At 56.5% G+C, this 25,179-nt stretch carries 23 protein-coding genes; 5 read left to right on the top strand and 18 right to left on the bottom strand.

From position 1 onward, the window contains the following. Nucleotides 1-11: 11 nt before the first annotated feature. The 14 genes from RYC18_RS08340 to rpmH all read right to left on the bottom strand — a co-directional run bounded on the left by RYC18_RS08340 (nucleotide 12) and on the right by rpmH (nucleotide 11,672). Entirely contained in the window at nucleotides 12-548 is a 537-nt protein-coding gene (locus RYC18_RS08340) for a F0F1 ATP synthase subunit delta (RefSeq protein WP_003315956.1), read from the bottom strand. 12 nt (nucleotides 549-560) lie between these two features. Beyond that, nucleotides 561-1,031, bottom strand: a complete 471-nt coding sequence (locus RYC18_RS08335; protein WP_002555986.1) for a F0F1 ATP synthase subunit B — start codon at nucleotides 1,029-1,031, stop codon at nucleotides 561-563. A gap of 57 nt (nucleotides 1,032-1,088) precedes the next feature. Further along, complete coding sequence (gene atpE, locus RYC18_RS08330; protein ID WP_002555987.1) at nucleotides 1,089-1,346, bottom strand: F0F1 ATP synthase subunit C; 258 nt, start codon at nucleotides 1,344-1,346, stop codon at nucleotides 1,089-1,091. 138 nt (nucleotides 1,347-1,484) lie between these two features. After that, nucleotides 1,485-2,354 carry a F0F1 ATP synthase subunit A gene (atpB, locus tag RYC18_RS08325; RefSeq protein ID WP_002555988.1) on the bottom strand — a complete coding sequence of 290 codons (870 nt, stop codon included), beginning with the start codon at nucleotides 2,352-2,354 and terminating at the stop codon, nucleotides 1,485-1,487. A gap of 16 nt (nucleotides 2,355-2,370) precedes the next feature. Further along, entirely contained in the window at nucleotides 2,371-2,778 is a 408-nt protein-coding gene (locus RYC18_RS08320) for a F0F1 ATP synthase subunit I (protein WP_002555989.1), read from the bottom strand. A 146-nt stretch (nucleotides 2,779-2,924) separates the two neighbouring features. Beyond that, nucleotides 2,925-3,797 carry a ParB/RepB/Spo0J family partition protein gene (locus RYC18_RS08315; RefSeq protein WP_002555990.1) on the bottom strand — a complete coding sequence of 291 codons (873 nt, stop codon included), beginning with the start codon at nucleotides 3,795-3,797 and terminating at the stop codon, nucleotides 2,925-2,927. A 9-nt stretch (nucleotides 3,798-3,806) separates the two neighbouring features. Beyond that, nucleotides 3,807-4,598: a ParA family protein gene (locus tag RYC18_RS08310; protein ID WP_002555991.1), complete on the bottom strand. Its 792-nt coding sequence runs from the start codon at nucleotides 4,596-4,598 to the stop codon at nucleotides 3,807-3,809. 18 nt (nucleotides 4,599-4,616) lie between these two features. Beyond that, entirely contained in the window at nucleotides 4,617-5,261 is a 645-nt protein-coding gene (gene rsmG / locus RYC18_RS08305; RefSeq protein ID WP_316885116.1) for a 16S rRNA (guanine(527)-N(7))-methyltransferase RsmG, read from the bottom strand. Beyond that, nucleotides 5,258-7,150, bottom strand: a complete 1,893-nt coding sequence (mnmG, locus tag RYC18_RS08300; protein ID WP_005756465.1) for a tRNA uridine-5-carboxymethylaminomethyl(34) synthesis enzyme MnmG — start codon at nucleotides 7,148-7,150, stop codon at nucleotides 5,258-5,260. Before mnmG ends, rsmG begins: the two co-directional genes overlap by 4 nt. A gap of 588 nt (nucleotides 7,151-7,738) precedes the next feature. Beyond that, nucleotides 7,739-9,109, bottom strand: coding sequence for a tRNA uridine-5-carboxymethylaminomethyl(34) synthesis GTPase MnmE (mnmE, locus tag RYC18_RS08295; RefSeq protein WP_016981474.1), 1,371 nt, complete (start codon nucleotides 9,107-9,109; stop codon nucleotides 7,739-7,741). A gap of 78 nt (nucleotides 9,110-9,187) precedes the next feature. Then, nucleotides 9,188-10,879 carry a membrane protein insertase YidC gene (yidC, locus tag RYC18_RS08290; protein WP_005781340.1) on the bottom strand — a complete coding sequence of 564 codons (1,692 nt, stop codon included), beginning with the start codon at nucleotides 10,877-10,879 and terminating at the stop codon, nucleotides 9,188-9,190. Between the two features lie 2 nt (nucleotides 10,880-10,881). After that, on the bottom strand, nucleotides 10,882-11,127 hold the full coding sequence (gene yidD / locus RYC18_RS08285; RefSeq protein ID WP_002551313.1) for a membrane protein insertion efficiency factor YidD: 246 nt from the start codon (nucleotides 11,125-11,127) through the stop codon (nucleotides 10,882-10,884). Further along, nucleotides 11,120-11,521: a ribonuclease P protein component gene (gene rnpA / locus RYC18_RS08280; protein ID WP_002551314.1), complete on the bottom strand. Its 402-nt coding sequence runs from the start codon at nucleotides 11,519-11,521 to the stop codon at nucleotides 11,120-11,122. The genes yidD and rnpA overlap by 8 nt, the downstream gene beginning before the upstream one ends. Before the next feature lie 16 nt (nucleotides 11,522-11,537). Next, a complete protein-coding gene (gene rpmH / locus RYC18_RS08275) occupies nucleotides 11,538-11,672 on the bottom strand; it encodes a 50S ribosomal protein L34 (protein WP_002551315.1) in 135 nt (44 codons plus the stop codon). Between the two features lie 583 nt (nucleotides 11,673-12,255). Between rpmH and dnaA the strand changes: the two genes are divergently transcribed. The 5 genes from dnaA (at nucleotide 12,256) to RYC18_RS08250 (ending at nucleotide 20,125) form a co-directional block, all read left to right on the top strand. Beyond that, the gene (gene dnaA, locus RYC18_RS08270; protein WP_016981473.1) at nucleotides 12,256-13,800 is read left to right on the top strand and encodes a chromosomal replication initiator protein DnaA; all 1,545 of its coding nucleotides are present in this window, start codon (nucleotides 12,256-12,258) and stop codon (nucleotides 13,798-13,800) included. A 38-nt stretch (nucleotides 13,801-13,838) separates the two neighbouring features. Next, nucleotides 13,839-14,942 carry a DNA polymerase III subunit beta gene (gene dnaN, locus RYC18_RS08265; RefSeq protein WP_003367826.1) on the top strand — a complete coding sequence of 368 codons (1,104 nt, stop codon included), beginning with the start codon at nucleotides 13,839-13,841 and terminating at the stop codon, nucleotides 14,940-14,942. A 22-nt stretch (nucleotides 14,943-14,964) separates the two neighbouring features. Continuing rightward, entirely contained in the window at nucleotides 14,965-16,068 is a 1,104-nt protein-coding gene (gene recF / locus RYC18_RS08260) for a DNA replication/repair protein RecF (protein ID WP_005730098.1), read from the top strand. 4 nt (nucleotides 16,069-16,072) lie between these two features. After that, nucleotides 16,073-18,490, top strand: a complete 2,418-nt coding sequence (gyrB, locus tag RYC18_RS08255; protein ID WP_010199585.1) for a DNA topoisomerase (ATP-hydrolyzing) subunit B — start codon at nucleotides 16,073-16,075, stop codon at nucleotides 18,488-18,490. 309 nt (nucleotides 18,491-18,799) lie between these two features. Next, nucleotides 18,800-20,125, top strand: a complete 1,326-nt coding sequence (locus tag RYC18_RS08250; protein WP_005743955.1) for an NAD(P)/FAD-dependent oxidoreductase — start codon at nucleotides 18,800-18,802, stop codon at nucleotides 20,123-20,125. Between the two features lie 587 nt (nucleotides 20,126-20,712). On the opposite strand, the gene RYC18_RS08245 is transcribed toward RYC18_RS08250, so the two are convergent. Genes RYC18_RS08245 through glyQ form a run of 4 tightly spaced genes read right to left on the bottom strand, consistent with a single transcriptional unit; the run spans nucleotide 20,713 to nucleotide 25,104 of the window. After that, the gene (locus RYC18_RS08245; RefSeq protein ID WP_005743954.1) at nucleotides 20,713-21,483 is read right to left on the bottom strand and encodes a lysophospholipid acyltransferase family protein; all 771 of its coding nucleotides are present in this window, start codon (nucleotides 21,481-21,483) and stop codon (nucleotides 20,713-20,715) included. 57 nt (nucleotides 21,484-21,540) lie between these two features. Then, nucleotides 21,541-22,095, bottom strand: coding sequence for a D-glycero-beta-D-manno-heptose 1,7-bisphosphate 7-phosphatase (gene gmhB / locus RYC18_RS08240; RefSeq protein WP_005743953.1), 555 nt, complete (start codon nucleotides 22,093-22,095; stop codon nucleotides 21,541-21,543). A gap of 10 nt (nucleotides 22,096-22,105) precedes the next feature. After that, on the bottom strand, nucleotides 22,106-24,160 hold the full coding sequence (gene glyS, locus RYC18_RS08235; RefSeq protein ID WP_002551325.1) for a glycine--tRNA ligase subunit beta: 2,055 nt from the start codon (nucleotides 24,158-24,160) through the stop codon (nucleotides 22,106-22,108). Continuing rightward, complete coding sequence (gene glyQ / locus RYC18_RS08230) at nucleotides 24,157-25,104, bottom strand: glycine--tRNA ligase subunit alpha (protein WP_002551326.1); 948 nt, start codon at nucleotides 25,102-25,104, stop codon at nucleotides 24,157-24,159. Before glyQ ends, glyS begins: the two co-directional genes overlap by 4 nt. Between the last annotated feature and the right edge of the window lie 75 nt (nucleotides 25,105-25,179).

Here is a 25,179-nt window from a genome sequence, read left to right as displayed (position 1 = left end):
CCCCTTCAAACTCAAGATTTCAATGCTTCGGCTAGTTTCGCGATCTTGCCACGAACTGAGCCATCGATAACCAGGTCGCCGGCGCGGATTACGACACCCCCTATGAGAGAGGCATCCTCCGCAGCATGCAGGCGCACTTCCCGGCCGAGCCGTGCACTGAGAACCTTGGCGAGTTTGTCTTGCTGTTCTTGGTTCAATGCGAAAGCACTGGTGACATCCACATCGACCGATTTTTCCTGCTCGGCCTTGTACAGGTCGAACAGTTCGGCGATCTCCGGCAGAAGCGGGAGGCGGTCGTTTTCAGCAACGACGTGAATGAAATTCTGTGCCTTGGCATCGAACTTTTCGCCACACACTTCAATAAAAGTGGTGGCCTTTTGTGCGCTCGTCAGTCGCGGGGCCTTGAGCATGCGCTGCATGGTGTCGTCTTGCGACACCGCAGCAGCCAGGCCGAGCATGGCTGACCAATTGGCCAGCTGCTGGTGGGCCTGCGCGTGCTCGAAGGCCGCCTTCGCGTAAGGTCGGGCCAACGTGGTCAGTTCTGCCATGATCGCCCTCGCTTAAATTTCAGCAGCCAGTTTGTTAACCAGCTCCGCGTGCGCGTTTTGATCGATTGTGGCACCCAGAATCTTCTCTGCGCCATTGACTGCCAGGCTGCCCAACTGGGCGCGCAAGGCGTCTTTGACACCGTTCAGTTCCTGCTCGATCTCGGCCTGAGCCTGGGCCTTCACACGGTCAGCTTCAACGCGTGCCGTTTCACGGGCTTCGTCGACAATCTGAGTACCGCGTTTCTTGGCTTGCTCAATGATTTCAGCTGCTTGAGCCTTAGCTTCGCGCAGTTGTTGACCCGCTTTCTCTTGGGCCAGCTCCAGGTCGCGAGCTGCTCGGGAAGCAGCGTCCAGTCCATCCGCGATCTTCTTCTGACGTTCGTGCAAAGCCGCGATGACCGGAGGCCACACGAACTTCATGCAGAAAATCACAAAAATGAAGAACGCAACGGACTGGCCAATCAGGGTTGCATTAATGTTCACGCCAACACCTCGCTCGTTCGTTGTCCATCACACCAATCAACTCGAAAATTCGAGTGATCAGCCAGCGAGTTGACCAACGAAGGGGTTCGCAAAGGTGAAGAACAGAGCGATACCAACACCGATCATGGTCACGGCGTCGAGCAGGCCCGCAACGATGAACATTTTAACTTGCAGCATTGGAACCATTTCCGGCTGACGCGCAGCGCCTTCCAGGAATTTGCCGCCCAACAGGCCGAAACCGATTGCAGTACCCAGTGCGCCCAGGCCGATCAACAGTGCAACAGCGATAGCGGTTAGACCAACTACAGTTTCCATCTTTCCTCCCGACTTTTACGTCGTATTGGTTAGGTTTTTTTAATTGAAGCGGTAAAACAAAATCGTTTCTACATCAGCCCTTGCGGGCACCGTCCCGCCGATGGCGAGACGGTCATCAGACACGTCCTGAGACGAATCTCAATGGTTATCTTCGTGAGCCATCGACAGGTAGACGATGGTCAGCATCATGAAGATGAACGCTTGCAGGGTGATGATCAGGATGTGGAAAACAGCCCACGCCCACTGCAGCACTACACCCAGACCGCTGAGCCACAACAGACCGCTGCCGAACATCACGGCGATCAGAATGAAGACCAGCTCGCCAGCATACATGTTGCCGAACAGACGCAGAGCCAGAGAAATAGGCTTGGCGATCAGCGTCACGAATTCCAGCAGGAAGTTGACCGGGATCAACAGCGCCTGAACGAACAGGTTCTTGCTGCCGAACGGGTGAAGGGTCAGTTCGCCGATGAAACCGCCGATGCCCTTGACCTTGATGCTGTAGAAAATGATCAGTGCGAACACAGACAGGGCCATGCCCAGCGTGGCGTTCGGGTCAGTAGTCGGAACGGCACGGAACGGAATGTGCTCGTCGCCCGAAATCAGCATCGCCAGCTGCGGAATCCAGTCCACCGGTACCAGGTCGACCGCGTTCATCAGGAAAACCCAGACGAAAATGGTCAGCGCCAGTGGCGCGATAACCGCGCTGCGGCCGTGGAAGCTGTCTTTCACGCTGCCGTCGACGAAATCGACCAGCACTTCGACGAAGTTCTGCAGTGCGCCAGGCTGACCGGAAGTTGCCTTCTTGGCCGCCATGCGGAAGATCAGAACGAAAATCAGACCCAACGCAACCGACCAGCCAAGGGTATCGACGTGGAAGGCCCAGAAACCCATTTCCTTGGCTTCTGCTGCGGTGTGGGCAAAGCCCCATTCGCCATTGGGCAGGTGCCCGAATGTAAGGTTCTGCAAGTGGTGCTGGATATAGCCCGAAGCTGTTTGCTCTGCCATGGTTGCCTCAAACGCCCTAAGGTCTCGAAAGTCTTGTTCTCGTAAGCAGGGGAGCGAACCAGTTGACCACCTGGATCAACATGAACACACCGAATACCGCCAGCGGTGCCAGTGGCTTCACACCTGCGAACGTCAATGCAAAAAGCACTGCCGTGAAAATCAGTTTGCCTGCCTCGCCGGCGTAGAACGACCGCACGATGGCTTGCGCTGCTCTGGCCCCGGAAAACCGGAATGCCTTGTGAGCAAAGTATAAATTGGGTAGCCAGGCTATCAGGCCTCCACAGAGTCCCGAATATCCTGCAACGACTCCTTGCCACTGCCATAGCACCAATGCGGCCATGAGCAGCACGATCAATTGAGCCAGCAATAGCGGAAAAACCGCCAGGCGATAGAACGGCAAGCGGTCTGGCATGCGGGATTCCATCGCAACTGCTCCTTTGATGTCGGTCGCCATAATCAATAACTTGGCATAATTTGTGCCGACAAAATGCGCGCAGAGTATAGGGGCGGTTCAGCCCCTATTCAACAGTCGGGTAGTGATTTCCGACTATACGCTACAGAGCAATTGTTTCAGCGGATGTGAGCGAGCACTCCTTGCAGCTCATCCAGCGAGTTGTATCGGATGACCAATTGGCCTTTGCCCTTCTGTCCGTGGCGAATCTGCACCGCAGAGCCTAAACGCTCGGCCAGACGCTGTTCGAGGCGGCTGATATCAGGGTCGGCCTTGACTGGTTCGGCAGCCTCCGGCTTACCGCTCAGCCACTGCCTGACCAGTGCTTCAGTCTGGCGCACGGTAAGCCCGCGTGCGACAACATGTCGCGCACCTTCGACCTGCCGATCTTCGCTCAGACCGAGCAAGGCGCGTGCATGCCCCATTTCCAGGTCGCCGTGGGACAGCATGGTCTTGATGGCTTCAGGCAAGGCAATCAGGCGCAACAGGTTGGCCACACTGACACGCGACTTGCCGACGGCATCCGCCACCTGCTGCTGGGTCAGTTGAAACTCCTGCTGCAGGCGCTGTAGCGCCATGGCCTCCTCGATAGGGTTGAGGTCTTCGCGCTGAATGTTCTCGATCAACGCCATCGCAATCGCGGTCTCGTCCGGAACATCACGGACCATCGCCGGGATTGTCTCGACACCTGCCTGCTGGCTGGCACGCCAACGGCGTTCACCGGCGATGATTTCAAAGCGGTTGTCGCCGATAGGCCGAATCACGATCGGCTGCATCACACCCTGTGACTTGATCGACTGCGCCAGTTCTTCGAGCGCCTGAGGATCCATGTCGCGGCGCGGCTGATACTTGCCGCGCTGGATAAGGTCCAGCGGCACATGCTGCAACTCACTTGGCGGAGCCTTGACGGCCTGCTCTTCCAGCGAACTGACGGTTGGACTGCTCAGAAGTGCGTCCAACCCACGTCCGAGACCTCGTTTCTTGACGGCCATGGGAATTCCTTAGGTTGGCTGAGCGGTTTTTGCGCCGCGACGTTGACGACGAACCAGTTCACTTGCCAGGGCCAGATAGGCCAGCGCACCGCGAGACGATTTATCATACGCCAGCACCGGCATGCCGAAACTCGGCGCCTCGGCCAGCCTGATGTTCCTCGGGATCACCGTGTCGTACAACTGCTCGCCAAAGTGTTCCTTGAGCTGTGCCGAAACATCGTTGATCAGGCTCAGACGCGGGTCATACATGGTGCGCAGCAAACCTTCGATTTTCAGCTGCGGATTGAGCAGTTCAGCGATGCGCTTGATGTTATCCACAAGGTCGCTGAGACCCTCGAGCGCGAAATACTCGCACTGCATGGGGATAATTACCCCGTCTGCCGCAACCAGCGCGTTCAGGGTCAGCATCGACAACGAAGGTGGGCAGTCGATGAGAATGTAATCGTAATTTTCGCGGATCGGCGCCAGCGCATTGCGCAGACGACTCTCTTTCATCTGCATTTCCAGCAGAACCACTTCACCCGCCGTCAGATCACGGTTGGCCGGAAGCAGTTGATACCCGCCGTGCTCGGAAAACTGCATGGCCTCGCCCAGATCGCATTCGCCGATCAACAGGTCGTAGACGGAGTTTTCCAGGTTATGTTTATCCACACCGCTGCCCATGGTCGCGTTGCCCTGGGGATCGAGATCGATCAGCAGCACACGGCGCTTGGTCGCGACCAGCGATGCGGCGAGGTTGATGCATGTGGTGGTCTTGCCGACCCCACCTTTCTGGTTCGCTATCGCGAATACCTTAGCCATTCTTGCTTGTGTTCCCAGTCATGCCGTGCGGCGCAGTATCAGCAGATGGCGTTGGCCTTGGCAACCCGGAACGGTCAAGGCGTGTGCGCTATCGAGGTGAAAATCCGAGGGCAATGCTACCAGCTCATCGTCAGGATGCAGCCCTTTCATTGCCAGCCAGCGTGTATTCACGTCGCCCATATGGCGAGTCCAGCCCGTGAAGTCTTCAAGGCTGCTGAACGCCCGGGAAATGATCCCGTCGAACGGCGCATCAGGCTGATAGTTTTCTGCACGGCTGTGGATAACTTCAAGATTGTCCAGTTTCAGCTCCAGTTTGACCTGTGTCTGAAACCGGGTCTTCTTGCCGTTGCTGTCCAGCAGCGCCACTTTGCGCTCCGGAAACAGGATGGCCATGGGAATGCCAGGCATCCCACCGCCGCTGCCGACGTCGATCCAGCGTGTACCTTCGATGAAGGGCACCACACTGAGACTGTCGAGCAGATGCCTCGATACCATTTCGTCCGGGTTACGGACTGCAGTCAGGTTGTAGGCCTTGTTCCACTTGATCAACAACGCCAGATACGCCAGCAATTGCTCGTGCTGCGCCGGACTGAGGTCGATCCCCAATTCCCGGGCACCGGTGGATAACTCTTGGGCGTGTTGCGGGGTGACCATAGAACTCAAGCGCTTTGCTCCAACTGACGGCCCGCGCCGCGTTTTTTCAAATGGATCATCAACAGCGAAATAGCCGCCGGCGTAACGCCAGGAATGCGCGAAGCCTGTCCGAGTGTTTCTGGCCGAGTTATCCCCAGCTTGCTCTGGATTTCTTTCGACAGGCCGGATATCGCGGCGTAATCGATGTCTTCCGGCAGACGCGTGTCTTCACTGGCGCGCAGACGGGCGATTTCGTCCTGCTGGCGGTCAATGTAACCGGCGTATTTTGTCTTGATCTCGACCTGCTCGGCTACCTGAGGGTCAGTGCAGCCCTGCCCGGTAAGGGCAATCAGACTGGCATAGTCGATTTCCGGACGGGTCAGCAGGTTGAGCAGATTGTATTCGTGGGTCAGCGGCGTGCCAAAGTGCTCTGCAATCGCATCGCCCTGCGCGGTACCCGGGCGCACCCAGGTACTTTTCAAGCGCTGTTCTTCCAGCTCGATGCTTTCGCGTTTGGTGCAGAACGCAGCCCAGCGGGCATCGTCGACCAGACCCAGTTCGCGGCCTTTTTCGGTGAGTCGCAGGTCCGCGTTGTCTTCACGCAGGATCAACCGGTATTCGGCCCTGGACGTGAACATCCGGTAAGGCTCTTGCGTACCGAGCGTGATCAAGTCGTCGACCAGAACGCCGATGTACGCTTCATCGCGACGCGGGCACCAGCTGTCTCGACCCTGTGCGCGCAGCGCGGCATTGGTCCCGGCCAGCAAACCCTGGGCACCGGCCTCTTCATAACCGGTTGTGCCGTTGATCTGACCGGCAAAGAACAAACCGCCGATAACCTTGGTTTCCAGGCTGTATTTCAGATCACGAGGGTCGAAATAGTCATATTCGATGGCGTAACCAGGACGAACGATGTGTGCATTCTCCATGCCGCGAATCGACTGGACGATCTGCAGTTGCACGTCAAATGGCAACGATGTGGAGATACCGTTCGGATAAAGCTCGTGCGTGGTCAACCCCTCTGGTTCGATGAAGACCTGATGGCTTTCCTTGTCGGCAAACCGGTGGATCTTGTCCTCGATCGAAGGGCAGTAGCGCGGGCCAATCCCCTCGATCACGCCGGAATACATCGGCGATCGATCAAGGTTGGACGCAATGATTTCGTGAGTCCGGGCGTTGGTGTGGGTAATCCAGCAACTGACCTGCGGCGGATGTTGTTCTTTGGAGCCCAGGAACGACATGACCGGAATCGGCGTATCACCCGGTTGCTCGGTCATCACCGAGAAATCGACCGAGCGGCCATCAATGCGTGGCGGCGTCCCGGTTTTCAAGCGACCTACCCGCAGTGGCAGTTCACGTAAGCGGTGAGCCAGTGCGATCGATGGAGGATCGCCTGCGCGTCCGCCAGAGTAGTTCTGCATGCCGATGTGGATAAGTCCACCCAGGAATGTACCGGTGGTCAATACAACCGAATCGGCAAATATGCGCATCCCCATTTGGGTCACTACACCGCGCACCTGGTCCTGTTCGACGATCAGGTCATCACAGGCTTGCTGAAATATCCACAGGTTCGGCTGATTTTCCAGCGTTTCGCGGATGGCTGCCTTGTACAGCACGCGATCTGCCTGAGCACGAGTAGCCCGTACAGCCGGGCCCTTGCGACTGTTCAGCACACGGAACTGGATGCCACCCTTGTCAGTAGCCATGGCCATCGCACCGCCAAGGGCGTCGATTTCCTTGACCAGGTGACTTTTGCCAATGCCACCGATGGCCGGGTTGCAGCTCATCTGGCCGAGCGTTTCCACGTTGTGCGTCAGCAGCAGGGTTTTGACACCCATGCGCGCCGACGCCAGTGCGGCCTCGGTACCGGCATGACCGCCACCGATGACGATCACTTCAAAACGGGAAGGGAAATCCACCACGCACCTCGTGCCTGTTGTCGATGAGAAATTGGGATAGCTGACAAGTATAGGGACTTACCCCACCTGAATGAAACCCGTTGGACAAAATTTAACCAGCTGTGGAAAACTCACGAATAAAGAAAATAAAAAGGAAAGAAAGTTTATAAAGCCTTGTTTTTATGTTTATTCTTACTGAGCATGATTTCTGTGGATAGATCTCTACAAGCCTTTATATTCGATGTGTACAGAGAATCAAAAGTCTGTGTTCATGTAGGGATGAGGGGGTTGGATAACCGACTTGAGCCTGTTGATAAGATAGCCACTTGTCCACAGGGCAGTTTATCTTCAGGTTTGCACCCTGCTTACCCACCGAGCTGAAGGGCAGTTATTCACAGGGCTTAATCTGCATAAAAGCGCCCAGTCAGCAAAAATCAGGCGCAGAAAATCGCTTCGCCGAGGATTTTTGTTAGGCAAATTCAGCATGTGGGGAACGTTAGTGGGGAAATGGCAGACCGTGTGGATAACGACGCGACTAAAAAAGCGTCTTGTGACGCCTGAAAAGGCATGACCCCGGTGCGGGTCACGCCTGACTTCATTCAGCGGTAGTCACTTGCCGATGCAGAAGCTGGAGAAGATTCTGCCAAGCAAGTCGTCGGAGCTGAATGCGCCGGTAATCTCGCCAAGCGCTTGTTGTGCCTGACGAAGGTCTTCGGCCAGTAGCTCTCCAGCGCCTGCCAGGGTGAGTTGAGCCCTGCCGTGCTCCAGCGAGTCGCTGGCATGGCGCAGTGCCTCAAGATGGCGTCGACGTGCGCTAAAGCTGCTCTCCGAGGTTTGCTCATAGCCCATGCAGGCCTTGAGGTGCTCACGCAGCAGTTCAAGCCCCTCGCCCTCTGACCTGGCGCTCAGGCTGATAGTGACGTGGCCATCTACGCTGGTTTGCAGATCAATGTGGTCTCCACTCAAATCTGCCTTGTTGCGGATCAGCGTGACTTTCGCCGGATCCGGACGTTGCTCAAGGAACTCCGGCCACAGAGCAAACGGGTCGGCAGCCTCGGGTGCCGTTGCATCCACAACCAGCAGAATCCGGTCAGCTTCACCGATGGCCTTGAGTGCGCGCTGCACGCCGATCATTTCTACCTGATCCTGGGTATCACGCAGGCCTGCTGTGTCTACGACGTGCAACGGCATCCCGTCGATGTGGATATGTTCACGCAACACATCGCGCGTAGTGCCGGCGATCTCGGTGACGATGGCCGCTTCTCTGCCCGCCAGAGCATTCAGCAAGCTGGATTTGCCTGCATTGGGACGCCCGGCAATCACAACGGTCATCCCGTCGCGTAACAGGGCACCCTGCCCCGCTTCACGCAACACTGTGGATAACTCAGCACGCACGTCATCTAGCATATTCAGGACATGGCCATCGGCAAGGAAGTCGATTTCCTCCTCGGGGAAGTCGATTGCAGCTTCCACATAGATGCGCAAGCTGATCAACTTCTCGGTCAAGTTATCCACACGCCGCGAAAAAGCGCCCTGCAACGAGCGCAGTGCATTGCGCGCTGCCTGTGCAGAACTTGCCTCAATCAAGTCAGCGATGGCTTCTGCCTGGGCAAGATCGAGTTTGTCATTGAGGAACGCACGCTCACTGAATTCTCCCGGCCGTGCCAGGCGGCTACCCAATTGCAGACAGCGCTGCAGCAGCATGTCCAGAACGATGGGGCCGCCGTGGCCCTGAAGCTCAAGTACGTCTTCGCCGGTGAATGAGTTGGGCCCCGGAAAATACAGCGCGATCCCCTCATCGAGGGTCTGTCCGGCTTCGTCGACAAAAGGCCCGTAATGGGCAAATCGTGGCTTTGGCGTCCGGCCAATAATGGCTTCAGCAGCCTTGCTGGCCAAAGGACCTGACACCCGGACGATACCGACACCACCACGCCCTTGGGCTGTGGCAATGGCGGCAATGGTTTCACGAGGAACGTTCATGCTCCGGCTCCCGGACAAATGACGGATAGCAAAACGCCCCACGAGGGGGCGTCTTGTAGAACTTATTCACAGGTTAGATCAGGCAGCTGCTTTCTTGGTAGCCGCTTCGATCTTGCGAGTGATGTAAGCCTGCTGAGCGATCGACAGGGTGTTGTTCACAACCCAGTACAGAACCAGACCGGCAGGGAACCACAGGAAGAAGAACGTGAAAATGATTGGCATCATTTTCATGACCTTGGCCTGCATCGGGTCCGGCGGAGTCGGGTTCAGACGCTGCTGGATGAACATCGTCGCGCCCATGATGATCGGCAGGATGAAGAACGGGTCCTTGATCGACAGGTCGGTTATCCACAGGATCCAGGGAGCCTGACGCATTTCCACACTTTCCAGGAGTACCCAGTACAGCGAAAGGAAAACCGGCATCTGGACAAGAATCGGCAAGCATCCACCCAGCGGGTTGATCTTTTCTTTCTTGTACAGCTCCATCATTGCCTGGGACATCTTCTGGCGATCATCGCCATGTTGTTCCTTCAGCAGTGCAAGCTTGGGAGCCACGGCGCGCATGCGTGCCATCGACTTGTAGCTGGCTGCGGACAACGGGAAGAACAGGCCTTTGATCAGCATGGTCAGAACAATGATCGACCAGCCCCAGTTACCGAGAATGGCGTGGATATGTTGCAGCAGCCAGAAGATAGGCTGGGCAATGAACCACAGGAAACCATAATCGACGGTCAGCTCCAGACCTGGGGATAACTCTTTGAGTACCGCCTGGCTTTTTGGACCTGCATACAGGGTAGCGCTGGTTTCACCTTGTGCACCTGGTGCAACCGACAGAGTCGGGCTGGTGAAGCCGATGATGTAGTTGCCCTGGCTGTCTTTGCGGGTCTGAACAGCGTTGGTGGCGTTGTGATCCGGAATCCACGCAGTCACGAAGTAGTGCTGCAGCCATGCCACCCAACCGCCCTGGACAGTTTCCTTGACCTGACCCTTGTCGATATCTTTCATCGACACTTTCTTGTACGGCTCGGCCGCAGTCCACAGGGCAGCACCCAGATAGGTGGCTGTACCGGTAGCAGTCGTCGAAGAAGGATCGGAGCTGGCGTCACGCTTCAATTGCGCGAACAGATTACCGGCCCAGGGTTGTGCGCTCTGGTTATCCACAACGTAAGTCATGACCAGATCGTACAGACCGCGCTTGAAGGTGAAGCGCTTGATGTAGTTGATGCCGTTTTCCGAGAATTTCAGATCCACGACCATCGTGTCCTGGCCGTCAGCCAGTTGATAAGTCTTTTGTGTGGAGGTGTAAACCGGACGACCGGCAGCGCGTGCATCAGGACCATTGGTCCCGGTCAGGCCGCTTTGTGCCAGAAAAGTACGCTCGCCGCCGTTGTCGAACAACTGAAACGGAACGTCAGGACGATCCTGACGACGCGGGTACAGAGGCAAACGAAGCTGAACGACGTCGCCACCCACCGGATCGATCGCCAGATCGAGCACATCGGTCTTGACGTGGATAAGGTCTTTGCTGGCTACGGCCGGAGTTTCAAGAGGTGCTGCAGCCGTATTGGCCGTAGCGCTTGCGCTTGGAACATCGGCACTTGCAGAACCATTAGTACCAGCGGCCGTGTCCGGAATACCCGGTGCGGTGGTGCTGGCTGCAACATTCTGGGTCGGCATGGCAGCCTGGCCATAGTCTTGGTTCCATTTCAGAACCCCGACGTAGGTCACGATTGCCAGGGCGACGATCAGGATCGTGCGTTTAATATCCATGATTACTCGGCCATCGAAGAAGAACGGGAGGTGGGGACAGCTGGAACCGGGTCATAACCACCGGGATTCCATGGGTGACAGCGACCCAGGCGACGAATTGACAGCCAGCCACCGCGCAAAAGGCCATGATTTTCGATGGCTTCATACGCGTAGCAGGAGCAACTGGGGTAGAAACGACAGTGACTGGCCATCAGCGGGCTAATGGCATAGCGATAAAACTGGATCGGAACGAGTGCCAGTTTACGCATCTGGACTGTCTACCCCTGCAGGTTCGGATTTTTCTTCCGGAATGGGTCGGCTACGCGCCAGACGTTTCCAGAGCTTGCCGAAATGCTGAATCAGTTCAGGGTTTTCTACGTCACCCAAACCTTTACGCGCGACGATAACGATATCCCAACCGACCAAACTGTCTTGGTGTTGGCGAAATGATTCGCGCATCAGGCGTTTCAAGCGATTGCGCTCGACGGAGAGCTTGACGCTCTTTTTACCTATCACCAGCCCCAGACGGGGATGATCAAGGTCGTTGTTGCGCGCAAGGAGCAGGAGATTTTTCCCCGGAACCTTGCCGGTAGGGGAGTCAAAGACTGCCTTGAAATGCCGGGGAGTCAGCAAACGCTTTTCCCGACTGAAGTCTCGACTCACCTCCTGTGCCGATTTATCAAACTGCCAGACGCTTACGGCCTTTGGCACGACGACGCGAAAGGACTGCGCGGCCGTTTTTGGTGGCCATGCGTGCACGGAAACCGTGGGTGCGGGCGCGCTTGATAGTGCTGGGTTGGAAAGTACGTTTCATGGCGTGTTACCTGGTTCGTCCACTACGGGCCGGAATGGCCCCCGTTTTAAGAGACCGGGGATTCTAGAGAAAGCAGGCCCGCAGGTCAATTTCCAACCAGCTTTTCTTCATACGCGTCTTTTATAGGTAATTTCCCGCTGGCACTCGATTTGGAGCAGTCGGGCTCGTGTCAGTTATAGAAATAAAAAGAAGAGAGTATTTAAAGCTTCTTTATAAAGCTTATAACTCTTACGTAGCTGTTTTCTGTGGATAACATCCTATAGCCCTTGTAATTCAATGTGTACAGCGAAAAGAAAGATTGTCCAGAAGCGGTGCTTTGCCTGTGCCACACGGTCGGAAAAGCTGTGCATGGAATGCGGTTTTATCCACAGGCGAGTTATGCACAGAGTTTAACCCTGACTTATGCAATGGGCTGAAGAGGGGTTATCCACAGAGCTCACGATTTGACCGTTTGTCGTGTGACCACTGCATAAATCGTTGATTTATAGCTGCCTGTGAGCAACCTACATGTGGATAAGTCGTCTGCGGATCGTTACAATGGCGGCTGTTTTTGCCTCACCGGCTTTCAACTCAGGGGATATCCGTGTCAGTGGAACTTTGGCAGCAGTGCGTGGAGCTTTTGCGCGATGAGCTGCCTGCCCAGCAATTCAACACTTGGATCCGTCCGCTACAGGTCGAAGCCGAAGGCGACGAGTTGCGTGTGTACGCACCGAATCGTTTTGTTCTCGATTGGGTCAACGAAAAATACCTCGGCCGTTTGCTGGAGCTTCTTGGCGAGCATGGCCAAGGCATGGCGCCTGCCCTTTCCTTATTAATAGGAAGCAAGCGCAGCTCTGCACCGCGTGCCGCTCCGAATGCGCCATTAGCTGCCGCGGCGTCCCAGGCGCTGTCTGCCAATTCGGTCAGCAGCGTCTCGTCGTCTGCACCCGCCATGGCTGCTCCGGCTGCTCCGGCTGCTCCTGTCGCGGTGCCTGCACCGGTTCAGAACGTTGCAGCACACGATGAGCCTTCACGCGACAGCTTCGACCCAATGGCTGGTGCCAGCTCGCAACAGGCACCCGCTCGTGCGGAGCAACGTACCGTGCAGGTCGAAGGCGCGCTCAAGCACACCAGTTACCTGAACCGCACGTTCACGTTCGAGAATTTTGTCGAGGGTAAATCCAACCAGCTGGCACGCGCTGCAGCCTGGCAGGTTGCCGATAATCCCAAGCACGGCTATAACCCGCTGTTCCTTTATGGCGGTGTAGGTCTTGGTAAAACCCACTTGATGCATGCTGTGGGTAACCACCTGCTGAAGAAGAATCCGAACGCCAAGGTTGTTTACCTGCACTCGGAGCGCTTCGTCGCAGACATGGTCAAGGCCTTGCAGCTCAATGCAATCAACGAGTTCAAGCGCTTTTACCGTTCAGTCGATGCATTGCTGATCGATGACATTCAATTTTTTGCTCGCAAGGAACGTTCACAGGAAGAGTTTTTCCACACGTTCAACGCGCTGCTGGAGGGCGGGCAACAGGTCATTCTGACCAGCGACCGCTATCCGAAAGAAATCGAAGGCCTTGAAGAACGACTCAAGTCGCGTTTCGGCTGGGGTCTGACAGTTGCTGTCGAGCCTCCGGAGCTGGAAACCCGCGTGGCTATCCTCATGAAGAAAGCGGATCAGGCCAAGGTCGATCTGCCTCATGACGCGGCGTTCTTCATTGCCCAGCGGATTCGCTCCAACGTTCGAGAGCTGGAGGGCGCGCTCAAGCGTGTCATCGCTCACTCGCACTTCATGGGCCGCGACATCACCATCGAACTGATTCGCGAATCGCTGAAAGATTTGCTGGCGTTGCAGGACAAGCTGGTGAGTGTGGATAACATTCAGCGTACTGTCGCCGAGTACTACAAGATCAAGATCTCCGATCTGCTGTCCAAGCGTCGTTCCCGTTCTGTTGCCCGGCCTCGCCAGGTTGCAATGGCGCTTTCCAAGGAACTCACCAACCACAGTCTCCCGGAAATCGGTGACGTATTTGGTGGTCGGGACCATACGACTGTCTTGCACGCCTGCAGAAAGATCAACGAGCTCAAGGAATCCGATGCGGATATCCGCGAGGACTACAAGAACCTGCTGCGCACTCTGACTACGTGATAACGCCAGTGCAGCTTATTAAGGCAAGGGACTAGACCATGCATTTCACCATTCAACGCGAAGCCCTGTTGAAACCCCTGCAATTGGTCGCCGGCGTGGTAGAACGCCGCCAGACCTTGCCGGTTCTTTCCAATGTGCTTCTGGTCGTCGAAGGTCAGCAACTGTCGCTGACCGGTACGGATCTGGAAGTCGAACTGGTTGGCCGCGTCCAGCTGGAAGAGCCCGCCGAACCTGGAGAAATCACGGTTCCTGCGCGCAAGCTCATGGACATTTGCAAAAGCCTTTCCAATGACGCGCTGATCGATATCAAACTCGATGACTCGAAGCTGATCGTCAAGGCAGGTCGTAGCCGTTTTACTCTGTCCACGTTGCCTGCCAATGATTTCCCGACAGTGGAAGAAGGCCCGGGCTCGTTGACCTTCAATCTGGTGCAGAGCAAGTTGCGCCGCCTGATTGAACGCACCAGCTTTGCGATGGCCCAGCAGGATGTTCGCTACTACCTCAACGGCATGCTGCTTGAAGTGAGTGCCGGTATTTTGCGCGCCGTCGCTACTGACGGTCACCGCCTGGCGATGTGCTCGATGTCTGCCGATATCGAACATGCCGATCGTCATCAGGTGATCGTCCCGCGCAAAGGCATTCTCGAGATGGCGCGCCTGCTGACTGAGCAGGACGGTATGGTCAGCATCGTTCTGGGTCAGCATCACATCCGCGCGACTACCGGCGAGTTCACTTTCACTTCCAAACTGGTCGATGGAAAATTCCCGGATTATGAGCGCGTGTTGCCCAAAGGCGGCGACAAACTGGTGCTGGGTGACCGTCAGGCATTGCGCGAAGCGTTCAGTCGCACCGCAATTCTGTCCAACGAGAAGTACCGCGGTATCCGCCTGCAATTGGCCAGTGGTCAATTGAAAATTCAGGCCAACAACCCAGAGCAGGAAGAGGCAGAGGAAGAAATCAGCGTCGAGTACAACGGCGATTCGCTGGAGATAGGTTTTAACGTGAGCTATCTGCTCGACGTGTTGGGTGTGATGACGACCGAGCAGGTACGTCTGATTCTGTCGGACTCCAATAGCAGCGCCTTGGTGCAAGAGTCGGATAACGACGATTCCGCCTACGTTGTCATGCCGATGCGTCTGTAACTTCATGTCCAGCGCAACCTAGATGTCTCTTAGTCGCGTCTCGGTCACCGGGGTGCGCAATCTGCACCCGGTGACCCTCTCCCCCTCCCCGCGTATCAATATCCTCTACGGCGCAAACGGCAGTGGCAAAACCAGTGTTCTGGAAGCCATCCACCTGCTGGGGATCGCGCGTTCGTTTCGTAGCAGTCGACTGCTTCCTGTCATCCAGTACGAGCAGCCCTCCTGCACCGTCTTCGGACAGGTCGATCTTGCGCAAGGTGGTCACAGCAATCTCGGAGTTTCGCGCGACCGACAAGGCGAATTCCAGATTCGTATTGACGGGCAGAATGCGAGAAGTGCCGCTCAGCTTGCTGAAATATTGCCGCTGCAACTGATCAATCCGGACAGCTTCAGATTGCTGGAAGGTGCTCCGAAGATACGCAGGCAGTTTTTGGATTGGGGAGTGTTCCACGTGGAACCTCGCTTCATGGTCACTTGGCAGCGCCTGCAGAAGGCCCTCAAGCAGCGAAACTCGTGGCTTCGGCATGGTACACTTGACGCCGCTTCACAGGCGGCATGGGACCGAGAGCTGTGCTCGGCAAGTGACGAAATAGATGAATTCCGTCGCGCCTATATCAAGGCATTGAAGCCCGTTTTTGAACAGACTTTGAGCGAACTTGTTGAGCTTGAAGGTTTGACCCTGAGCTATTACCGAGGATGGGACAAGGAAAAAGAGCTGAGTACAGTGCTCGCCTCTTCCCTGCATCGTGATCAGCAAATGGGCCACACCCAGGCTGGACCACAACGAGCTGACCTGCGCCTTAGATTAGGCGCTCATAACGCGGCGGATATATTGTCTCGCGGTCAGCAAAAGTTGGTGGTCTGCGCATTGCGTATTGCTCAGGGACACTTGGTCAGCCAGGTCCGTCGCGGCCAGTGTATTTACCTGGTGGATGACTTGCCCTCCGAACTGGATGACAACCATCGACGCGCGCTTTGCCGCTTGCTGGAAGAATTACGCTGCCAGGTGTTTATCACCTGTGTAGATCAAGAATTTTTGAGGGAAGGCTGGCAGACGGAAACGCCAGTCGCTTTGTTCCACGTGGAACAAGGCCGTATCACCCAGACCCACGACCATCGGGAGTGATTGCATGAGCGAAAACCAAACGTACGACTCGTCCAGCATTAAGGTGCTGAAAGGACTTGATGCCGTACGCAAGCGTCCCGGAATGTACATCGGTGATACAGACGATGGCAGCGGTCTGCACCACATGGTGTTCGAGGTGGTTGATAACTCGATCGACGAAGCATTGGCAGGCCATTGCGACGACATCAGCATCATCATCCATCCAGACGAATCTATCACCGTGCGCGACAACGGCCGCGGTATTCCGGTAGACGTGCATAAAGAAGAAGGCGTGTCGGCAGCCGAGGTCATCATGACCGTGCTCCACGCTGGCGGTAAGTTCGATGACAACTCCTACAAAGTATCCGGCGGCTTGCACGGTGTAGGTGTGTCGGTTGTTAACGCCCTTTCAGAACTTCTGCTGCTGACGGTTCGTCGTAGCGGCAAGATCTGGGAACAGACCTACGTGCATGGTGTTCCACAGGAACCGATGAAAATCGTCGGTGAAAGTGACACCACGGGCACTCAGATCCACTTCAAGCCTTCTGCTGACACGTTCAAGAATATCCACTTCAGCTGGGACATCCTGGCCAAGCGGATTCGCGAACTGTCCTTCCTGAACTCCGGTGTTGGCATTGTCCTCAAGGACGAGCGCAGCGGCAAAGAAGAGCTGTTCAAATACGAAGGCGGTCTGCGTGCCTTCGTTGAATACCTGAACACCAACAAGACGCCGGTCAACGAAGTGTTCCACTTCAACATCCAGCGTGATGATGGAATCGGTGTCGAAATTGCCCTGCAGTGGAACGACAGCTTCAACGAGAACCTGCTGTGCTTCACCAACAACATTCCGCAGCGTGATGGCGGTACTCACTTGGTGGGCTTCCGTTCCGCGTTGACGCGTAACCTGAACAACTACATTGAGCAGGAAGGTCTGGCCAAGAAGCACAAGGTCGCGACCACCGGCGACGATGCGCGTGAAGGTTTGACTGCGATCATTTCGGTCAAAGTACCTGATCCGAAATTCAGCTCGCAGACTAAGGACAAACTGGTTTCGTCCGAAGTCAAAACTGCAGTGGAACAGGAGATGGGCAAGTACTTCTCCGACTTTCTGCTGGAAAACCCGAACGAAGCCAAAGCCGTCGTTGGCAAGATGATCGACGCAGCCCGTGCCCGCGAAGCAGCGCGCAAGGCTCGCGAGATGACTCGCCGCAAAGGTGCACTGGATATCGCTGGCTTGCCGGGCAAGCTTGCCGACTGCCAGGAGAAGGACCCTGCCCTCTCCGAACTGTACCTGGTGGAAGGGGACTCTGCTGGCGGATCAGCCAAGCAGGGGCGTAACCGTAGAACTCAGGCGATCCTGCCACTCAAGGGCAAGATCCTGAACGTTGAAAAAGCGCGTTTCGACAAGATGATCTCTTCCCAGGAAGTGGGCACTTTGATCACCGCGCTGGGCTGTGGCATCGGCCGTGAAGAGTACAACATCGACAAGTTGCGTTATCACAACATCATCATCATGACCGATGCTGACGTCGACGGCTCGCACATCCGTACCCTGCTGCTCACCTTCTTCTTCCGTCAGTTGCCTGAGCTGATCGAGCGTGGCTACATCTACATCGCTCAGCCACCGCTGTACAAGGTCAAGAAAGGCAAGCAGGAGCAGTACATCAAGGACGACGAGGCCATGGAAGAGTACATGACCCAATCGGCCCTCGAAGACGCCAGCCTGCACCTCAGCGAATCGGCACCGGGCATCTCTGGTACTGCGCTGGAGAAACTGGTCAATGACTTCCGCATGGTCATGAAGACTCTCAAGCGTCTGTCGCGTCTTTATCCACAGGAACTGACCGAACACTTCGTCTACCTGCCGCCGATCTCGTTGGAGCAACTTTCCGACCACGAGGGCATGCAGGCCTGGCTGGCACTGTTCGACGCGCGTCTGCGCACCGGCGAGAAATCGGGTCTGGTCTACAAGGCCAGCCTGCGTGAAGACCGTGAACGTAACGTCTGGCTACCAGAGGTAGAACTGATCTCTCATGGTCTGTCGAACTACGTCACCTTCAACCGTGACTTCTTCGGCAGCAATGACTACAAGACCGTTACCGCTCTGGGACTGCAGATCAGCACACTTCTGGAAGAAGGTGCCTATGTACAACGTGGCGAGCGCAAGAAGCCTGTCACCGAGTTCAAGGAAGCCCTCGCCTGGTTGATGGCCGAAAGCACCAAGCGCCACACCATCCAGCGCTACAAAGGACTGGGTGAAATGAACCCGGACCAATTGTGGGAAACCACGATGGACCCAAGTGTGCGCCGTATGCTGAAAGTGACGATCGAAGACGCCATTGGCGCTGACCAGATCTTCAACACCCTCATGGGTGATGCGGTTGAGCCACGTCGTGACTTCATCGAGAGCAATGCGCTGGCAGTGTCCAACCTGGACTTCTGATGGACGTGTAGCTTCACAGAAAAGCTAGCCGTTATCCCTCCATGGTGATTTCGGCTTGATAAGGCCAACCCCAGGGTTGGCCTTTTTCATTTGAGTGTCTTTCAGGCCTATCCTGTGTCGTAACGATCTTATGGACTTGGCCACGATGAACGTTGAATGAATCTGCCGTTTAGAGTGGCCAAAACAGTCGATCCGTACGTTTGCGCGGAGAACTTCAGCGCAGATGATTTCGCTGAGCGATTAACCTGATCAATATCGCAGCCGCTCAAGGCTGCACGTATCACTACGATATTGGCAGGAATAGCAAAAATGCCCGCACCTCTGATCCCCGTCGAGACCTCCCCCAAGCTTCCCTTGGAGGCGGATGTAGTTGTAATTGGCGGCGGCATAATAGGCAGCTTCACCGCCTACTACCTCGCCCTGCGCGGCATGAAGGTCGCTCTGGTTGAAAAAGGCCGTATCGGTGCCGAGCAATCGAGTCGTAATTGGGGGTGGTGCCGGCAGCAGAATCGGGATGCCCGGGAGCTGCCGATGGCAACCAAAAGTCTGGACCTGTGGGAGCAGTTTGCCAAGCAGAGCGGCGAGCAGACAGGCTTCACCCGCTGTGGCCTGCTTTACTTGAGCAACGACGAGAAAGAACTTGCGGGATGGGCGCGCTGGGGAGAATTTGCCCGTACTGTAGGTGTCCAGACTTACATGTTGACCGCCCAGCAGGCCGCTGAACGCGGCAAGGCTACAGGCAAGCAATGGAAGGGCGGAGTCTATGCGCCTACGGATGGTACTGCCGATCCATCTCGTGCAGCACCAGCTGTTGCGCGAGCGATTATGGCGCTTGGCGGCACCGTGCATCAAGGTTGCGCCGCTCGGGGGCTGGAAACCGAAGGTGGGCGATTGTCTGCCGTGGTCACCGAGCACGGCACCATTCGTACCCGGCTCGCGGTACTTGCCGGAGGCGCATGGGCTTCTTCGTTCTGTCGCCAGTACGGTATCAGTTTTCCCCAAGCCACTATTCGCCAGACGGTAATGTCAGTGTCCCCGCCGACCGGTGAGTTGGTGCCAGCATTGCATACTTCAAATGTTTCCATGACTCGCCGTCATGACGGTAGCTACACTCTGGCAATCAGTGGCCGTGGAAGGGTTGATCCTACCCCACAGTTGTTCGGGTTTGCTGCGCAGTTCCTGCCCATGTTTGGGCGCCGTTGGCGCAATCTGGCGCCGGGAGGTCTGGAAGGCTTGCGCTCAGGTCACGAGGGCCGTGGCAAGTGGCGTCTCGACCAACCGACACCTATGGAGAAGATGCGCATACTCGATCCCAAGGTAGATACCTCTGCGGTGGAGTTGACCTACAAGCGCGCGGTGGCGATGGTCCCCGCTCTCAAGCAATCATCGGTCAACGCAGCCTGGGCTGGTTATGTCGACAGCACACCTGATGGTGTGCCCGGGATCGGTGAAATCGCCAGCCTGCCCGGCCTCGTCCTCGCCGCCGGATTCAGCGGCCATGGTTTCGGTATTGGACCAGGAGCAGGTCATCTGATCGCTGACATTGTCAGTGGTGTCGCCCCTATCGTTGATCCTAAACCTTATCACCCAGACCGTTTCCACGGTTCAGCATGGGGTAAGGTGGCAGATTTCTGAGTGAAACGAGGAGCGACGTTCCACAGCGACTGCCGTGCTTACATCGACGTGGTCACCCTCAACAACTGTGTGCGTGTTGAAGCTGAGAAAACTTGCGACCGGTGTTCCACGTGGAACACCACAGCTTTGGGACATTAGTGACTATTCGACGCATTAATGGATCCGGCCACCCTTTTCAATAACGGACCAGGCAACCGCTTAATCCGAGAAGAAACTAACGCTGTGTCCGGAATTAGGTGCCCACTACCCTACACACGTTACGGTCTACATCCCTGAAAGCAGATCTGCTTTCTTTATCAGAAACTCATCTTTTGAGGGAAAGTTGCAGCCAGAGTGAACGGGACATACCCCTTCTGCCCTTTCAGAAATATTGGAGCGGTACGTTGGCCTGACTGAAATCGGCTTCGCCTCGGGCGTTAGCCCACGCAAAAAAAACCGACCTTTTTGAGGTCGGTTTTTGATACATCACCAAAACTTATGCACTTTTTTCCGGTTTTTATAGCCTGAAAAAATATGTATACGAATTAAAGAGTTAGCCAAGCTTTTTGGCGGATTTCAGAAAAACCGTACACAGGTTATCCACAAAATCACGCTGGCACTTTTTCAGGACTTGCTGCTGGTGTAACAGGCGAGCCCATCGCGCGCTGTGCTTCCTCATTCCAGGCCTGTACACGGTCATTCAACGCAGCAATGGCGCGCGGGCCTGTACCTTCTGCGTACATCGGTTCGCCAATCACTACCTGAATAGTGCCTGGCTTTTTCGCCCAGCCATCCCGAGGCCAGTATTTGCCAGCGTTGTGAGCGATAGGCAGGACTGGCAGATCAGCGTTTACCGCCAACGCAGTACCGCCGCGAGAGAATTTTCCGACCTGTCCGTAAGGCACGCGTGTGCCCTCCGGGAAGATCAATACCCAGACGCCATCTTTGAGCAACTCGTCGCCCTTCTTGGCTATTTCCCGCAGTGCGGCTTTAGGGTTATCGCGGTCAATGGCAATGGGGCGCAGCATCGCCATGGCCCAGCCGAAGAACGGCACGTAGAGCAACTCACGCTTGAGGACCTGGCTCAGCGGCTCGAAGTACGCCGACAGGAAGAAGGTCTCCCAGGTGCTCTGATGGTTGGAGATGATTACGCAGGGCGTTTTCGGTACGTTTTCTGCGCCAGTCACTTCAACCTGGATGTTCAGGAACACCTTGGTCAGCCAGATGGCGCAGCGGCACCAATAGACGTTGATGAAGCGATAGCGAGCTTTGAACGGCAGAAAAGGCGCAATGAAAAAGCTCAATGTGCACCACAGCAAAGAGCTGGTGCCCAGCAACAGGTAAAAGACGAAGGTCCTGATTGCCTGCATGATCGACATAGTTACGTTTACCGTACGGGCAGGTGCCCGCTCCTTGAGCGTCCTGAACCTGACTAGCTAACTGTTCAGTGAAGCGCTGTTGTGGATAAGTTCTGCGGCAACCGCCGCCAGATCGTCAAAAATCAACGTGCCTGCCGGCACTCCGCCTTCCATCGTTTTACGACCTTTGCCGGTCATCACCAGCACAGGCTGAGAATCGACGGCCAAAGCGGCCTGTAGGTCACCTTTACTGTCGCCCACGAACCAGAGACCTTTGGGGTCTACTGCGTAATGAGTGACGATGGCCTGCAGCATGCCGGGTTCGGGCTTGCGGCAGCTACAGCCATCGTCTGGCCCATGCGGGCAGTAGACGATCAAACCGACCTCGCCACCCTGCTCTGCCACCAGCTTGCGCAAGCGCTCATGCATGGCGTCCAACGTGGCCAGATCATAATAACCTCGGGCAATGCCCGACTGGTTAGTGGCGACGGCCACCGTCCAGCCGGCCTTGCTCAGATCTGCGATAGCCTTGATCGAGCCGGGAATGGGCACCCACTCCTTCACTGACTTTATGTAAGCATCGGAGTCATGGTTGATGACTCCGTCTCGATCAAGTATCAGCAGTTTCACCATCGACCCCTTCTCAGCCCAGCAGCGAGATATCGGCAACGCCAAGGAACAGGCCGCGCAAACGCGACAACAAGGCATAGCGGTTGGCGCGCACATTGGCGTCTTCCGCGTTGACCATTACCGCTTCGAAGAATGCATCGACCGGCTCACGCAGCATCGCCAGACGCGCCAGCGATTCGCTGTATTGACGCTCGGCAGCCATCGGCTGGACCGCGTGGTCAGCCTGCTGAATAGCCGAGTACAGCGAAAACTCGTTGGCGTTGTCGAAATACTTGGGCTCGACGGTCTGGGCAATACTGCCCTCGGCCTTGCTCAACAGGTTCGATACGCGCTTGTTCACCGCGGCCAGTGCAGCGGCCTGTGGCAGTTTGCGGAAAGCCTGGACCGCCTGAACACGCTGATCGAAATCCAGCGCCGAAGCAGGTTGCAGCGCACGTACCGAGAGGTACACAGCCACATCGACGCCTTCGTCTTCATAACGCGCGCGCAGACGGTCGAAGATAAAGTCGAGTACCTGCTCCGCCAGACCGGCAGGCTTGATCTTCGCGCCAAACTGCGTGACTGCGAATTTCACCGTTTCTACCAGATTCAGGTCGAGCTTCTTCTCGATCAGAATACGCAGGATGCCCAATGCAGCACGACGCAGCGCATAGGGGTCTTTGCTGCCGGTGGGCAGCATGCCGATACCGAAGATACCGACCAGCGTGTCGAGTTTGTCGGCGATGGCCACCGCAGCGCCAGTCAGCGTTGTCGGCAGTTCGGCGCCCGCGCCACGTGGCATGTACTGCTCGTTGAGCGCCAGCGCGACATCTTCAGGCTCGCCGTCCGCCTTGGCGTAGTAGTAACCGGCAATGCCCTGCATTTCCGGGAACTCACCGACCATTTCGCTCGACAGGTCGCACTTGGACAGCAGACCAGCCCGTGCAGCACGCTGGGCGTCGCCGCCGATGCGTGGGGCGATGTAGGCGGCCAGTTTCGAGACACGCTCGGCCTTGTCGAACACGCTACCCAATTGCGCCTGGAACACGACGTTTTTCAGGCGATCGTTGAAGGTTTCCAGCTTCTGCTTCTTGTCCTGCTTGAAGAAGAACTCGGCATCAGTCAGGCGTGGACGAACCACCTTCTCGTTACCGGCAACGATTTGCGCCGGGTCTTTGCTCTCGATGTTGGCCACGGTGATAAAGCGCGGCAGCAACTTGCCTTCGGCATCCAGCAGGCAAAAGTATTTCTGGTTGTCCTGCATGGTGGTAATCAAGGCTTCCTGAGGGACTTCCAGGAAGCGCTCTTCGAATGAACACACCAGCGGAACCGGCCATTCGACCAGACCGGCCACTTCGTCCAGCAGACTTGGGGGCACGATGGCGGTGCCTTCCTGTTGGGTGGCCAGCTCGTCGACGCGCTTGCTGATGATCTGCCGACGTTCATTGAAGTCGGCCAGCACATGCGCGGCGCGCAGGTCGCTGAGGTACCCGGCAGGCGAAGAAATACGCACGTCTTGCGGGTGATGGAAGCGATGACCGCGAGAATGACGACCCGCGCTCTGGGCGAGGATCGTGCAGTCAACCACCTGATCACCGAACAGCATTACCAGCCACTGGGTCGGACGCACGAACTCTTCCTTGCGGGCACCCCAGCGCATGCGCTTGGCAATTGGCAGGTCGTTCAGCGAGTCTTCGACAATGGTTGGCAGCAGCGACGTGGTCGGCTTGCCAAGGATGGTCTGGCTGTAGCGCAGTTTCGGGCCGCTCTGATCGATTTCGCTCAGGTCGACGCCGCACTTCTTGGCGAAGCCCAGTGCTGCCTGCGTCGGGTTGCCGTCCGCATCGAAGGCTGCCTGACGCGGTGGGCCGTCGAGGTTGACGCTGCGATCCGGCTGTTGTGTGGCAAGCGCGGTGATCAGCACTGCCAGGCGACGCGGTGCAGCGTAGACCTGTTTGGCGCTGTAGGTCAGACCTGCGCCCGACAGGCCTTTTTCAATACCGGCCAGAAATGCATCTGCCAGGGAAACGAGGGTCTTGGGTGGCAGTTCTTCAGTGCCCAGTTCAACCAGAAAATCTTGAGCACTCATTGCGCTGCCTCCAGCTTGGCCAACACTTCATCGCGTAGATCGGGCGGCGCCATCGGGAAACCGAGACGGGCGCGGGCCTGCAGGTAGGCCTGAGCCACCGAGCGGGCCAGCGTGCGTACGCGCAGGATGTATTGCTGACGCGCGGTCACGGAAATCGCGCGGCGGGCATCCAGCAGGTTGAAGGTGTGCGAGGCCTTGAGGACCATTTCATAGCCCGGCAACGGCAGCTCCAGCTCGATCAGACGTGCGGCTTCGCTCTCATAGAAATCGAACAGTTCGAACAGTTTGTCGACGTTGGCGTGTTCGAAGTTGTAGGTCGACTGTTCCACCTCGTTTTGATGGAACACGTCGCCGTAAGTCACTTTGCCGAAAGGGCCGTCAGCCCAGACCAGATCGTAGACCGAGTCCACGCCCTGCTGGTACATGGCCAGACGCTCAAGGCCGTAAGTGATTTCGCCGGTAACCGGGTAGCACTCCAGACCGCCGACCTGCTGGAAGTAGGTGAACTGCGAGACTTCCATACCGTTGAGCCAGATCTCCCAGCCCAGACCCCAGGCGCCCAGCGTCGGCGATTCCCAGTTGTCTTCGACGAAGCGCACGTCGTGCACCAGCGGATCGAGGCCGATGTGCTTGAGCGAACCCAGGTACAGTTCCTGGAAGTTGTCCGGGTTGGGCTTGAGAATCACCTGGAACTGATAGTAATGCTGCAGGCGGTTCGGGTTTTCGCCGTAGCGGCCGTCAGTCGGACGACGGCTTGGCTGTACGTAAGCGGCGTTCCAGGTTTCCGGGCCTACGGCGCGCAGAAACGTGGCAGTGTGGAACGTGCCGGCGCCTACTTCCATATCGTAGGGCTGAAGTACCACGCAACCTTGTTCTGCCCAGTATTGCTGGAGGGCGAGGATCAAGTCTTGGAAGGTACGCACGGCTGGCGTAGGCTGGCTCACAAATTTCACCTGTGCTGGGCTGCGATTCAAAGAGCGGGAGTATACCCGATTCGGCCGCACGTCCACTCCTTGGGA

It is taken from the genome of Pseudomonas syringae group sp. 247E2, assembly GCF_032587795.1.
GTDB lineage: Bacteria > Pseudomonadota > Gammaproteobacteria > Pseudomonadales > Pseudomonadaceae > Aquipseudomonas > Aquipseudomonas amygdali.
Note: the sequence above shows the minus strand (reverse complement) of the source record. Positions and strands in the feature narration are given on the sequence as shown.